Here is a 13,565-nt window from a genome sequence, read left to right as displayed (position 1 = left end):
CGCGAGATTCGATATAGCGCTGCCCACCAAACCGCGCCACCATTCGCACCCGCATGGTGGCCCCAATCTGGTTAGAATGATCGTTTAAACAAACGTTCAAGCGCCTCGGGGCGCCGGCAACTCAAGGAAACCGCTCATGAAGATTCTGGTCGGCTACAAGCGCGTGGTGGACTACAACGTCCGCATCCAGGTGAAACCCGATGGTACGGGTGTGGTGACGGACGGCGTGAAGCTCTCCGCCAACCCCTTCGACGATATCGCGCTCGAAGAAGCGCTTCGCTTGCGCGAGAAGGGCGTCGCCGAGGAAGTCGTGGTGGTGGGCATTGGCCCCGCCGACCTCACCGCCCACCTGCGCAATGGACTGGCCATGGGCGCCAACCGCGCCATCCATGTGGTGACCACCGACGCCGTGCAGCCGCTCACTGCCGCCCGCATCTTCCAGAAGCTGATCGAGAAGGAACAGCCGGGACTGGTGATCCTGGGCAAGCAGGCCATCGACGACGACGCCAATCAGACCGGCCAGATGCTCGCGGCGCTGTGGGATCGCCCGCAGGCCACGTTTGCCAGCAAGGTCGAGATCGCCGACGGCAAGGTCACGGTGACCCGCGAAGTGGATGCCGGCCTGGAAGTGATCGAAGCGGAACTGCCCGCCGTGATCACCACCGATCTGCGCCTCAACGAGCCGCGCTTCATCAAGCTGCCGGACATCATGAAGGCCAAGTCCAAGCCGATCGACACCATCGAGTTTGGCTCGCTCGGCGTGGAAGCGAACGATCACCTGAAGACCACGCACTACGCCGCGCCAGCCAAGCGCAGCAAGGGCGTGATGGTCAAGGATGCGGCCGAACTGGTCGCGGCCCTAAAGCAAAAGGGCCTGCTTTAAGCAGCCTTGGGAGATAACGACATGTCCAAGATCCTCGTCATCGCCGAACATTTGAACGGCAAGCTGAATTCCTCCACGGCACGCGCTGTGAGCGCTGCCGCGGCCGTCAAGCCCGAAGCCATCGACGTACTGGTGCTGGCCGACAACGCCGACGCCATCGCCGCCGAAGCCGCCAAGATCGACGGCGTCAGCCGCGTGCTGACCATCGCCCGCGCCGAGAACGCCCACCCGCTCGCCGCCGTGCTGGCCCCGCAGATCGCCAAAGCCGCCGCCGGCTACAGCCACGTATTCGCCCCTTCCACGACCTTCGGCAAGGATGTGCTGCCCCGCGTAGCCGCCCTGCTGGGCGTGGCCCAGGTGAGCGACGTGATGAGCGTGGAAGGCAGCCACACCTTTAAGCGCCCGATCTACGCCGGCAACGCCATCATCACGGTGGAAGCTGATGCCGGAAGCACGGTGGTCGCCACCATCCGCACAGCCTCGTGGTCCGCCGCAGCGAGCGGCACGAACAGCGCACCGGTCGAGGCCCTGAGCGTCGATGCCGCCCTGCCCTCGCATACCCGCTTCGTCGAACTGCAATCGGGCAAGAGCGACCGCCCGGACCTGCAGAGCGCCAGCAAGGTGGTCTCCGGCGGCCGCGGTGTGGGCTCGAAGGAAAACTTCGACATCATCTACAAGTTCGCCGACAAGATCGGCGCCGGCGTGGGTGCCTCGCGTGCCGCCGTCGACGCCGGCTACGTGCCCAGCGACCTGCAGGTCGGCCAGACCGGCAAGATCATCGCGCCGGAGCTATACATGGCCATCGGCATCTCCGGCGCCATCCAGCATCTCACCGGCATCAAGGACGCCGGCACCATCGTCGCCATCAACAAGGACGGCGAGGCGCCGATCTTTGAGATTGCCGATATCGGCCTGGTGGGGGATCTGTTCAAGATCATTCCGGAGTTGGAACAAGCGCTCTAAGAGCTTTGGCTCGCACGCGCGAGGCGTACTCGTGTAACTGAGTACGCCTCGCCCACTGCGTCGGCGTTCCTGCACATCCGCTCTCCAACTATTGCCGATGCTTTGCAGTCCGGCCCATTAGCATGCAGTAGATTGCCCTCGATACTGTAGACGCAGCGCGGCTCGACGCCAGGCCGCTTGAGCAATCCAGAGACAGACTCTGACTCGGCATCTGACAGATGCCAGCCTGCCAGGACCTCCCTCAAAATCGCTCAACAACGGCAAACCAGAGCTTCAGCGTACTGGCCAGCCTCGCTTATCCGGTGATACCTTCGGACAGGACTATCCAGATTACGGGGTGACGCATCAATCGGATGCCGAAATCCCGACAAGTGCCACACACTTAGACCATTTACTACCGGCTAGTGTCGGGATTCTGAAATTGCGATCTCATTGTTTCGATAGAACACATCCACCTTGCCTATGGAGTAGGCCATGGACAGACGTGATTCGATCCTCAAGTACATCGCAAAAGAGCAACGCGGAATTGAAATAGGCCCCTGGTTTGGCCCGCTTGCACCGAAACGCGATGGTTATCAGTGCCTAGCACTCGACATTGCAGACACCGATACTCTGAAGAGAAGAGCTTCGGAAGACGTGAGACGACCTCCGGAGGACATTGACCGAATTGAAGAGGTCGATCTGCTTGGCTCCTCAACGGATATCAGCGAACTCGTAAAGCGGCGACATCAATTGGGCACGTTCGACTACGTTGTTTCATCGCATAATGTCGAGCACATGCCGAATCCGATTCGCTTCTTTCAAGGTTGCGGCCGAGTCTTGAAGCAAGGCGGCATCATCTCAATGGCCGTTCCCGACAGGCGCGCCTGCTTTGACTATTTCCGGCCGCTGACGAAACTTGCGGAATGGATTGAAGCCTCTCTGGAAGAGCGCAATCGCCCGACATTTGCTCAGCGATTCGAATTCGATACAACATTTGCGCAATATGACGACGGCAAGCAAAGCGTTTCCAGCTTTCATTGCAAGGTGCAGCCGTCCATGGTCTCGGCCATCTTTAACTTGGACACCGCCTTTCAGCAATGGCTGGATCGCCGCCAACAGAAGGATCCGCCGTATCTGGACACTCATTGCTGGGTCTTCACTCCCGCGTCGTTTGAACTGCTGATACGAGACTCTGCATATCTAGGGCTTATTCCTTTCGAATTGGTGGAAATTTCAGAGACGGCCGGCAACGAGTTCTACGTACACCTCAGGGCGACAACATCTACTCACACCCTACGGCCAGCCAACTACGAAGCAATTCGGAATTCGATCTTGCGGCGCGTTCTCGATGAGGCAGCCGTCACGTCCGCGCTCAGATATGACGCGGAACTGGAAAGCAAGCGGGCGGCGGAGCCGGATGCTCAGTCAGTCGATGCCAAACATCCGCATGATGGCGTCGAGGCCGAGCCCGCACCCGTCGATACAAGGTTGAATGTCGCCAATCTGAGGATTCGACAGCTCGAGGAAGCTATGGCCGAATTGCACGCCTCCTCCAGCTGGCGTCTCACTGAGCCCCTGCGGCGAATAGTCACCCATTTGCGCAGATTAAGGGCATCTAATTGACGATGGTTAATTGACCATCGTTCGGCCGACCTGAATTGATTGCGCTTCCAGCCCATGCCGCCGCTAGCGGCATCAATCCACTTTGCGCGACGTAGCGCGATGCGCCACATGGCGCACAAAAGCAACCCAACCATGTTGGCGCACAAAATCAGCATGGCCTTTCACGCGCACCCGTTGACGACCGCGCCAAAGCAACCACGCAAACTGAATGCGTATAAACCACCTATCCTCAATGGCACGCAGTTGTGCAGCCGAAAGCGTCTCGTTCCACATCGCCGCTACGCGATCCACATCATGTCGCTCGCGAACCTGCATACGTGCGCGACGCCCCATGCGTACACAGGCCTCCCGGTCCAACAGCAAACGCTCGATTGCACCAAACCATGCATCGACCGAATCGTCGACCAACAAGCCATCCACGCCATTATCGACGGAACTCGCGTACGGCTCGACGTTGCTGTAAATGCCAGCAATGCCCAGTGCCCCGTACTCGCGATACTTGTTGTTGGTCTTGGCCTGCGCAAAAGGACTACTGAGCAACGGGGCCAGGCCCACATGCCAGCGACGCGCCTGCTTTAGCTCGAGGAATTGACCGTAATCGGCATGTCCATCGATGACGGTCACGCCGTCCAGATCACGCAATGCCTCGGGGACGAAACCGATGAATTCGAATTCAATGCGACCTGGGTATTTGGCCAGCAGACGGCGAATCGCCTCGACAGCAGCATCAAACGCCGCACCGCGGGTCGTGCCAGCGTATCCGACTCGCAGCGGTGCATCGCTTGTGATGGCTGCAGGAGGCTCATCGGCGATTAGCGAGAAATCGAAATGCGCGGGAACCACGCTGATATTCAACGCGGGAAAACGCCGTCGCATGCGCTCTGCCAGGAACCCGGAGTTGACCACGACGACCGTCGCATGCCGAACAAACTCGTCCAACGCATGCAATCGAGATGGAGCAGCAAAGAACGCCTGTAATTCGGGCGTGGCATCGCACTCCCAAAAATTGTCGTCGAGATACAGCGCGTACCGTCCGCCTGCTCGACGAATAAGCCTAGGAAGGCGCGCCAATGCCGGATCAAATGCTCGTGAGAAGATCGTGGCACGCGCAGCCAACGTCTTTGCATCAAACTGCTGACCGACGCTGGTATGGACCTCGGCTGCGCCGACCAACCTTGTCAGGACCTGCCGGACAATGGCCGTAGTTGGAATTTCCCCATCGGCGATGAGATTGAAGCCATCGTTATAGCGGTATTTGTAGCAACGCTGACGAAGCTCAACAATCTCTGCCTGCCGGTTGCTCGCGTACTCCTTCAGATCTTCCAGCTCTTGTTGGAAGACCTGCAGTTGGCCCTCTCGCTGATCGGCAAGAGCACGGCTGCTATCGACCTCTTGCCGCGCGGCATGCAACAGTTCCATGCGCTGATCAGCAGCATCACGGTAAATGCGAAGATGCTCGACCAGTTGCTGCTCGCTTTCGCGAACCGTCATGACCTCTTCGCGAACAGCTTTGATCTCCCCCTGCTGGATTTCGATTAGAGCCATGCGTTGATCTGCGACATCCAGCAAGTGTCGGACCCGTAGCTCGCAATCGATAATGGCCTCCGCATTGCGCGCTAGGCGCCATTGCGCATATCCCTTCGAGGCAACGAACAGCAATTCCGCGTCCGATGTCGCAGGCGCACCCTGCTGCCTGGCAAAACGACGGATGTCTCCATGGAGAACATCGATGGCGGCAAGACGCCGGGCGAAGTCTACTGCTCGCGGCACGTCCAGCGTGCTGAATGCATGCCCAAAGAAGGACAACTCTAGGCGGCTGGCCTCATCGTTATTCAGATCAAATCCAAGGTCGCGACGAAAACCATCCTCGTAGGAAAGCTCGTTCGGCATTAGTCGTTCGTTGCGCATCGTCGCCGCGTAACGCATGACCAAATCGCGTTCCAGGTCACTCGCCCGCCCAAGGGAACCAACCAACCCGAACCCGTACTCGGTTGCCAGGACCTCATCCACAAAACCGACCTCATAGACCTGCGAAATTCGATGCCAGAGATCCCAATCGCAAAGCCGTTTAAGAAGTACATGCGGATCGTACCAACCGACGCGCTCAATCGTTGAGCGAGGTAGCACCACGCAAACGTTAGGAATGAAGTTGTCCCCCGACGCCAGTCTTGCGGCATCAAAAGGCGCGCCTAGGTCATGATTTTTTTCACCGCTTAGGTTGAGCTCTGCCCGTGCGTACACCATGCCCCAAACAGGATTCTCCAACAGCGCCTTCATCAAGTTCTGCAGATGTGTCGGCCGCAATTCGCAGTCGTCGAACATCCATGCCAGGTATTGGCCGTTTGCGTGTGCAAAGCCCTTGGCCAAGGCATAGGCAGGCAGGCCGGTATTCTTTTCCAACCTGATGTGCTTGACCCGTGGATCTGAACTAGCGCACCGCTCGACGTATTCCGCAGTGCCATCGATCGATCCGTCATCGATTACCAGTAGCTCGAAGTTGGACCAGGACTGAGCCAATACGCTCTGGATGGCCCTTTCCAGATGACCGCTTTTGAATCGAGCATAAGTCGGAAGAAAGACCGAAACCTTGGTTTCATTCATGGAAAAGCTCACCCATCAAATGTACTCTGCTTGCAGCAGCAGCGGCCTCGAGGCGGCTATTCCTCGGCAATGCGAAATAGCACTCGGCGGCCACCCTTTACGGCGCCATCCTGCCATTGATACAGGAATACCGGGCTTTCCGAACCGCGCACAAAGAAGCGTAGACGCCAGTTTGATTGCCCAACCTGCAGTTTTCCGACATTGAATTCGGCAATAAGATTCGGGTTGATATGCGCGATGGATTGCGTCGCATGAAAGACGATTTCGTCTGCATGGTTGACGATCTCCAGCCCGAATACGCCGTCGAGACTTGGCACGGTGGCGGCCAGTGCGACCTGCACGATGGTTCCGGCCACCGGGAGTGGATGAATCGGATATTCCAGGAACGCTACATGTTGCAAGTTGGCACTTAGATTGATCGACGCGATCGGGATCACTTGATCGTCACAAGATGCCTGGGCGGCAAAAGCCGCAATGTCCGCACCCGGGCACGCCACCGGCAAGCCCTCCCAGCGCGGCACCATGCGCAAGAAACGTCGCCGGATGCGATCGCCAAAACTCCTGCCTAGGGGGCGCGTGCGCTCGCTCAAGAGGATTCGGGACGCCCGCTTGAGTCCTTCAATCTGACTCGTCAATCGTTCAACTCGGCTCTCCAGAGCTTGAAGCTTGCGCTTGTAGGTAACCGCCGCCTTACTATCGCTTTCGTCTGCGAAAAAGCTCGCCAGAAGCCCCCGCCACGCCTCCACGGCCTGATCGAGACTCAGCTCTGCGCGGACATGCGCATGCGCGGCGGCAGCCATGTTCCGCCTTTTGGTCGCATCGGTCACAAGCGACATGATGGCCTCAAACCAGGCCTCTTCCGTGTTGTCGACGAGTAGGCCCGTTTGCCCCTCCATGACGACGGCCTCGAAAGGGTCAAGTTTGCTGTACACACCAGCGATATGGCAGGCACCGTAGTCACGATATTTCGTTGGCAACTTGGCGCGGTTGAATTCGTTGTCCTCTAGCGGCGCAAGCCCGATATCCCATCCGAGAGCGGCAAGATCCCGCAACGACTCGGTAGACGAGTGGTTATAAGGAATGAAGCGCACGTTCTGAAGTGCGGTCAATTCGTCGCTCTGGGGCCCGAAGAATTGGAAGCGCACATGAGGCGCTGCCACGGAAACTCGCTTTAGCGCACTCAACACTATGTCGAGCGCTCGCACGTGGCTAAACGATCCAAAGAAGCCGATTGTGACGGTCGATTCCTCGCGATGTCGTGGTGTGACGCCCGCGAGCTGCGAGAAATCGAACCCATAGGGAATCTGGACGACGTTCCGGCTGTACTCGCGCGATCTGGCCGCCAATCGAGCCGTCGACGCCTTGACCAGATCGGCCTTTGTCAGCATTTCCTTCAACGCCGCAATTGTCGTTGGCGCATGATAGTAGTCCGACAACTCGCCAAAGCTTGAGGGCATAGCGAAGAAATCATCGTCCCACGAAAAGATTACCGGAATGACGAACCTCTCCCTCGCATCCTGAGCCACACGAATGGCGTCCGCCGTCACGTCACGAACAACCACCAGCAACTGGGCCCAGGCCATGTCTTCGGGCGACACGCTGTCCGCTGTCATCACGCGAAACACGATGGCCCCTTCGGCCTCGAGTCGCGAGTAAGGGCGCACGACGTCTATGTCGGTCGTGGGGATATCAGCCGCGAGAACAAGAATCCTGCATGGGACGCTCATAGCCGCCCCCATCAAGCCAAAGTATCGAGAGGCGACGACCTCTATGCTGTAGCGCCGCTCAACATCCTCGCGCGCATGACGGGCGATAGACGACGCCAGCGCTGAATCGTCCAGCAAATTGCAGAGTGAGGCGTACCAACCTTGAGCGTCCGATGCAATCGCCCCGTTGTATTCATGGATAACCGAACCCCAGTACGGTGGAGCATCTGAGTACACGGCCGGAATATTGAGCGAACCGTATTCCCGGTATTTGTTATCCGTCTTGGCATCGTTGGCGGCCGATCGCATCAGTGGCGCAAGGCCAACATCCCAGTTGCGAGACAGAACAAAACCATACAATTCACGAACGCTGGGCAGGGAACCGAAATGAGTCACCCGTGGATGCGCTGCCAAGGATTCGCACCGTACATGGACAAACTCGAGTTCCAGCTTCGGGCGTTCCGCCAAAAGCCTTTCCAACACCGGCGCAATCATCTCAATGTCGACCGAATGATAGGTCGAGGCGGCATACCCTATGACTTTTCGCTCCGCCTTAGCCGTGCGATCGTCGGGCAGGATCGCGCTGACTAATCCATCGATAAGCTCGAAATTGGCAATAGCCACGGGCACGACACAGTGCGGCTGCACCTTGACTATCTTTTGCCGAAGCGCCTCAGAGAACGCCCATACCTGTGAGGACTTGGAACAGATCTTCAGCAGGTTTTCCCAGGCGCCAATCGCCTTGTAGTGCGCCCCAAGCGGAGACTCCGGATCTAGCGCCTCGAAGTCATCGTCGATCGCATAGATGACCGACACGCCGCTCGCTCGCGCTTTTTCCACCAGTGCCACGGCCTCTGGCTGGCAGCAGCGCATGAGCAGCAGCAGGTCAAACTCAGCGACAACTTCGCCCAGTCGAGCATCGCCCATCAACACCAGTTGAAATTCAAGCAATCCCTGATCAGCAAGGTGCTGCAACGGCCGGGCCAAGACGATTTCGACCGACGGAATCATTCCATCCGCGACGGCTAGCACTTTCAATCTTGACATTATTGCCTCGGCAATTTGTGCGGGCGGCTGCTGTCCGCAGAATATCGCCCTCATCATTGGGACAAGGGGTATTCACCCTCTTAAAACTCAGATCACGCTCTCACTGATCCGGTATTGCTCAAGAACCTCGTCGGCATGGCCATCCATCACGATATTCCCTTCGCGCAGCCAAATAACCCGCGTGCAAAGCGACTTTACGAGATCGAGGTTGTGAGATGTAAACACCAAGACGCGCCCCTTGGCCATGAGTTCACGCATTCGCTTGGCCGATTTCACGGAAAAATGCTGGTCACCAGCTCCGAAAGCCTCGTCGATAAGCAGAACCTCCGGGTCTATCGAAGTAGCCGTAGAGAAGGCGATTCGAATAAACATGCCCGAAGAGTAGGTTCGGACAGGTTGAGAGAGTGCTTCGCCAAGTTCTGAAAACTCAGCGATCTCCGGCATTCGATCCTTGATCTGCTGTGAGCTCAGCCCCTGCAAAAGGCCTCTGATTCGGATGTTTTCGTACCCCGTCAACTCCATCTCAAAGCCCGTGGCGAACTCGAACAACGGCGCTACGGCCCCTCTCACGGCAAGCTGGCCGCTTGACGGTGGCAGGATGCCGGCAAGAACACGGAGCAAGGTGCTCTTTCCCGCACCATTGTGGCCGACTATGCCAACGCGCTCGCCATCATGGATCGAGAACGTCAGGCCTCTTAGCGCACGCTTCTTTCGAATAGATCCACGACGGAGAAGCTTGCGCGCGATGCCCAAGCTGTTTTCCAAGGGATAGTCGACAACGACATCCTTCAATTCGATCACCGGTTCGCTCATAGTGCGTACACCAGGCGCTTATCGAGGTGACGGCACACCAGCAACACCAGGATCCCAAATCCAACGACGTAGGCGATGGCGCCCGTCCAGATGGAGGCATCTGGCATGGTGCCGTGCAGTAGCGGCTCGCGAACCATTTCAAGCAGGTAATAGAACGGGTTGTACTGGTACACGTGTCCCAGGCCCTTTTTCGCCAACATATCGGCAGGGAAAATGATGGGTGTAACGAAGAACAGCACGTTCAACAGGCTCGACATGGCATGGGGGAAATCACGCAGGTAGGGCGTGATGTAAGCGCTGAGAAACGCATGCAGAACCGCAGCCACGATGAGCAGGAGTACGCCTGGAATCGCAAAGACGACGCCCTGGAATGTCAGCGCCCCCAATATTGCCAAAATAATGAAGCAGACCACCAACGACATCGACAAGGTAATGGCCTGCGAAAGCACCGATCGATAGATGTATGTCTGCTTCGGAAGATTGAACTGCTTGACGTAACCGGCAGCATTGATGAACGCGCCGCTCGATTCCACGAAACTACTGGAGATGAACCCCCAGAGCGCGAAGCCGATGGTAAGAAAGGGAACGAACGTCTTGGTATCCAACTGGAATAGCTGCGCATAGATCAGGCCCACACCCGCAGCCCAGATGGCAAAGCTGACCAGGATCCAGGCAAAGCCCAGCATAGACCGAGCAAAGCGCCCGCGTAGATCGTTGAAGGCCAAGTGCGACCAAACTCGCCAGAGTTTCAGTGCCTGGTACGAGTCGATCGCGAAATTTCCAGTTTGCCTCATCGTTACAATGAACCTTGTGTTGTGATTGCAAACGGCAGGGCATCGCGAATGGGCCCAAATCGCCCTGCCGTCAGATCCATCTGGAGTAAGCCATCTGTTGTACCCGTCGTCTCGAAACCAACCGACTTGTACAGGCGAACGGCACGATCGTTGTTCTCGATGACCTCCAGGTGCACACGCTTGAGGTGAGCGAGATCAAAAGCAGCATACAATGTGAGCAGCAGCGCTTCCCGGAACAAGCCCGCACCCCGCAGCTCCGGCTGCGAGAGAAATCGGCCGACCTCCGCGGAATCCCCATCGACGTTATAGATCGATGATTGTCCGACTGGAGATCCCTCGGACGACTCTACGAAAAACATACAACCCGTTGCGTCGCTTGCCTGATATTTGTCGTACCAGTTCACATGCGACTCCCATTGCAACGGAGTCGCATTCTTGAACCATCTCAGGGATCGCTCGTCGTTCCGCCATGCGAAAGTGTTCGAAAGATCTGCCTTCTCGAGTCCGCGAATGCGGACCCGAGGACCTTCGATCTGCACATGCCTTAGACGCCCAACTAGCGTCATTTTGCGTACTTCAGAATCAGTTCCGCGATGGTTTTCACGTCCGCATGGGTAACGCCCATGTGCATAGGCAACGACAAGATTTCGGAGCTGGCCTGCGCAGCATTGGGGCACGTACCTTTGCCATAGCTGTACATGGTGTACTCCGTGTTGTCACGGTAATGAACACCCGGATAGACCGCGTTCTCATTCAGTGCGAGCATGAGCTCGTCGCGATTGGACACGCGTACTTGGAACAGGTGCGTCGCACTTTCGATGCCCGCTGTCATGGGTATCAGCTTGATGTTCTTCGCCCCGGATAGGTAGCCGCGATACCAACTGGCAAGCTGGCGACGATAGGCGTTGTCCTGGTCGAGGTAGCGCAGCTGCACCAGCCCAATAGCTGCCATGATTGAGTTGCCGTGGAACTTGTAGCCGACGCGTTCGACGTCATACATCCACTTATAAGCGCCCTGCGCTGCCGTGCGCGCATAGGTGTCCTTGTTGATACCCAGCCACGACAGTTTGCGGACTTCGGCATCATCCTCTTCATTGGCGAAGCAGATCATTCCTGAGTCGGCCGTCGGGAGATTCTTGACGGCCTGGAAGCTGAACACGGTGGCGTCGGCGTCGTACCCCACATGACGCCCGCCGACCCGCGTTCCAGCCATATGCGCAGCATCAAGGATCATGGCGATACCACGCTCGCGGCAGAGCTTCAGCACTTCCGCATATCGACCGGTGTTACCGCCCAGACCTACAAACATCACGGCACGGGTGCGATCGGTGATCTTGGCTGCGATGGACTGTGGGTCCAGGCAAAGGGAGTCATCGACATCCGCGAATACTGCCTTGAAGCCGTTGTAGACAACCGCATGGTTCGACGAGACAAACGTCAGCGGCGTGGTAATAACTTCATCGCCCTCCTCCCAGCCCAGTCGACGGCCCAGAACCTCGAGCGCGAGCTGCAAGCCAACCGTGTTGGAGTTCAGAAAATGGGCGTGCGGCAGCCCTGTGTAGGTCTTCCAGGCATCTTCGAACGCGACCGTCTTGAAACCGAGTCCCGTCCAACCCTTTTCGAGACATTCACGGATCTCTACGAGACATTCTTCGACACGGAACTTCGGGACGAAAAGCTGAATTGACATTTATCTAGTCCAAATAAGTTGTTGAACGCAAAGGGCACAGCCAAACTTCTCAAACCGACCCTGGGCCGCACGCGTCATTTTGTCTGCGCCCACTCTCGCGTTCCATGAAAAAGGGCGCATAGCACGATAGAGACACCACATAAGCGACGCAAGTTATAGCTGTCGCGACACTGAATCCATGTCGAACAAGAAGCATGTCGATTTACAAGGAACGAACATATCTACTTGATTTACAATAGCTTATGCAAGAGCCCATTCGAGCTCCGACCTCAGGTCAGAAATATCTTCCACACCAACGGAAAGCCGGATCAGCCCGTCACTGATACCAAGGCGCTTGCGATTGGCCGCCGGAATGGACGCGTGAGTCATGATCGCAGGGTGCTCGATAAGGCTCTCTACGCCCCCGAGCGATTCGGCTAGCGCGAACAACTCGCAGCGCTCCAGCACCCGTTTGGCCTTCCTCAGCCCTCCACGCACTTCGACACTGATGATGCCGCCGAAACCGTCCATCTGGCGTCGCGCAAGAGCGTGCTGAGGATGGCTTTTCAGACCGGGATAGATAACGCGTTCGATGGCCGCATGCTTTTCCAGCCAGCGCGCCAATTCCAGCGCACTGCGGCAATGCTCGCGCATCCGCAAATGCAACGTCTTCAATCCGCGCAGGGCTAGAAAGGCGTCGAACGGGCCGCCGACTGCGCCCACAGCGTTCTGTAGGAAGCCCATGCGCTCAGACAGCTCAGCATTGGCGGTGACGACAATGCCTCCAACCATGTCTGAATGACCGTTGAGGTACTTGGTCGCCGAGTGAAGGACCAGGTCGGCTCCGAACTCCAGGGGCCGCTGCAGAATCGGCGAACAGAAAGTGTTGTCGACGACCAGCAGCAGTTGATGCTTGCGCGCAAAGGCCGCGATCTTAGCGAGATCGACCAAGCGCAACATGGGATTGGTCGGGGTCTCTACCCAAATCAGTCGAGTATTGGCCTTAAGAGCACCCCTAAGAGCATCCGTGTCGTTGAGGTCAATAAAGCTGAAGTCCAGCCCTGCCGAGCGTCGACGCACACGCTCAAACAGCCGATAACTGCCGCCGTAAAGGTCTTCCATCGCGATGACATGACTACCGGAATCCAGCAAGTCGAGGACCGTCGCGGCAGCTGCCAGCCCTGAACCAAACGCGAAACCCGCGTCACCTCCCTCGAGGCTCGCAACGCACTTTTCGTACGCTGCGCGCGTGGGATTTTGCGTCCGGGAATATTCATAGCCCTTATGCTTTCCTGGGCTTTCTTGTACGTAGGTCGAGGTGGCATAGATGGGCGTCATGATGGCGCCAGTGGTGGGGTCCGGGGACTGCCCCGCATGAATGGCTCGGGTGCCAATCCCGTGCTGTGTCTTCTTCATCGCCAATTGAGACCTCACCAAGAAAAAGCAAAGCCCATTATGCTAGCGCATAAGATGAGGCCGACTGA

The 13,565-nt window shown here is 57.4% G+C and carries 10 protein-coding genes; 3 read left to right on the top strand and 7 right to left on the bottom strand.

Features of this window, described 5'->3' with window-relative positions:
- The first annotated feature begins 136 nt into the window (after positions 1–136).
- The 3 genes from ISP20_RS10845 to ISP20_RS10835 all read left to right on the top strand — a co-directional run bounded on the left by ISP20_RS10845 (position 137) and on the right by ISP20_RS10835 (position 3,451).
- Positions 137–883 carry an electron transfer flavoprotein subunit beta/FixA family protein gene (locus ISP20_RS10845; protein ID WP_204636109.1) on the top strand — a complete coding sequence of 249 codons (747 nt, stop codon included), beginning with the start codon at positions 137–139 and terminating at the stop codon, positions 881–883.
- Positions 884–904: 21 nt separating this feature from the next.
- Positions 905–1,846, top strand: coding sequence for an electron transfer flavoprotein subunit alpha/FixB family protein (locus ISP20_RS10840; protein WP_204636108.1), 942 nt, complete (start codon positions 905–907; stop codon positions 1,844–1,846).
- A gap of 474 nt (positions 1,847–2,320) precedes the next feature.
- Complete coding sequence (locus ISP20_RS10835) at positions 2,321–3,451, top strand: methyltransferase domain-containing protein (RefSeq protein WP_204636107.1); 1,131 nt, start codon at positions 2,321–2,323, stop codon at positions 3,449–3,451.
- Positions 3,452–3,523: 72 nt separating this feature from the next.
- Here the strand turns inward: ISP20_RS10835 and ISP20_RS10830 are convergent, their stop codons facing one another.
- The 7 genes from ISP20_RS10830 to ISP20_RS10800 form a co-directional block, all read right to left on the bottom strand.
- On the bottom strand, positions 3,524–6,052 hold the full coding sequence (locus ISP20_RS10830; RefSeq protein ID WP_204636106.1) for a glycosyltransferase: 2,529 nt from the start codon (positions 6,050–6,052) through the stop codon (positions 3,524–3,526).
- A gap of 56 nt (positions 6,053–6,108) precedes the next feature.
- Entirely contained in the window at positions 6,109–8,769 is a 2,661-nt protein-coding gene (locus tag ISP20_RS10825) for a glycosyltransferase (protein WP_204636105.1), read from the bottom strand.
- 123 nt (positions 8,770–8,892) lie between these two features.
- On the bottom strand, positions 8,893–9,618 hold the full coding sequence (locus ISP20_RS10820) for an ABC transporter ATP-binding protein (RefSeq protein WP_204636104.1): 726 nt from the start codon (positions 9,616–9,618) through the stop codon (positions 8,893–8,895).
- Positions 9,615–10,343 (bottom strand): ABC transporter permease, encoded by a 729-nt coding sequence (locus ISP20_RS10815; protein WP_204636103.1) that lies wholly within the window; start codon positions 10,341–10,343, stop codon positions 9,615–9,617. Before ISP20_RS10815 ends, ISP20_RS10820 begins: the two co-directional genes overlap by 4 nt.
- A 71-nt stretch (positions 10,344–10,414) precedes the next feature.
- Positions 10,415–10,978, bottom strand: a complete 564-nt coding sequence (locus ISP20_RS10810) for a GNAT family N-acetyltransferase (protein ID WP_239535667.1) — start codon at positions 10,976–10,978, stop codon at positions 10,415–10,417.
- On the bottom strand, positions 10,975–12,102 hold the full coding sequence (locus ISP20_RS10805) for a DegT/DnrJ/EryC1/StrS family aminotransferase (protein WP_204636101.1): 1,128 nt from the start codon (positions 12,100–12,102) through the stop codon (positions 10,975–10,977). Before ISP20_RS10805 ends, ISP20_RS10810 begins: the two co-directional genes overlap by 4 nt.
- Positions 12,103–12,342: 240 nt before the next feature.
- A complete protein-coding gene (locus tag ISP20_RS10800) occupies positions 12,343–13,497 on the bottom strand; it encodes a trans-sulfuration enzyme family protein (RefSeq protein WP_204636100.1) in 1,155 nt (384 codons plus the stop codon).
- Between the last annotated feature and the right edge of the window lie 68 nt (positions 13,498–13,565).

The organism is Dyella kyungheensis (assembly GCF_016905005.1).
In the GTDB taxonomy this organism is placed as follows: Bacteria; Pseudomonadota; Gammaproteobacteria; order Xanthomonadales; family Rhodanobacteraceae; genus Dyella; species Dyella kyungheensis.
Note: the sequence above shows the minus strand (reverse complement) of the source record. Positions and strands in the feature narration are given on the sequence as shown.

What these genes read in the sequence shown, in the direction of transcription:
- ISP20_RS10810 (WP_239535667.1), bottom strand. Translation starts at nt 10,978, where the DNA reads ATGACGCTAGTTGGGCGTCTAAGGCATGTGCAGATCGAAGGTCCTCGG.
- ISP20_RS10835 (WP_204636107.1), top strand. Translation starts at nt 2,321, where the DNA reads ATGGACAGACGTGATTCGATCCTCAAGTACATCGCAAAAGAGCAACGC.
- ISP20_RS10800 (WP_204636100.1), bottom strand. Translation starts at nt 13,497, where the DNA reads ATGAAGAAGACACAGCACGGGATTGGCACCCGAGCCATTCATGCGGGG.
- ISP20_RS10820 (WP_204636104.1), bottom strand. Translation starts at nt 9,618, where the DNA reads ATGAGCGAACCGGTGATCGAATTGAAGGATGTCGTTGTCGACTATCCC.
- ISP20_RS10805 (WP_204636101.1), bottom strand. Translation starts at nt 12,102, where the DNA reads ATGTCAATTCAGCTTTTCGTCCCGAAGTTCCGTGTCGAAGAATGTCTC.
- ISP20_RS10845 (WP_204636109.1), top strand. Translation starts at nt 137, where the DNA reads ATGAAGATTCTGGTCGGCTACAAGCGCGTGGTGGACTACAACGTCCGC.
- ISP20_RS10830 (WP_204636106.1), bottom strand. Translation starts at nt 6,052, where the DNA reads ATGAATGAAACCAAGGTTTCGGTCTTTCTTCCGACTTATGCTCGATTC.
- ISP20_RS10825 (WP_204636105.1), bottom strand. Translation starts at nt 8,769, where the DNA reads ATGATTCCGTCGGTCGAAATCGTCTTGGCCCGGCCGTTGCAGCACCTT.
- ISP20_RS10840 (WP_204636108.1), top strand. Translation starts at nt 905, where the DNA reads ATGTCCAAGATCCTCGTCATCGCCGAACATTTGAACGGCAAGCTGAAT.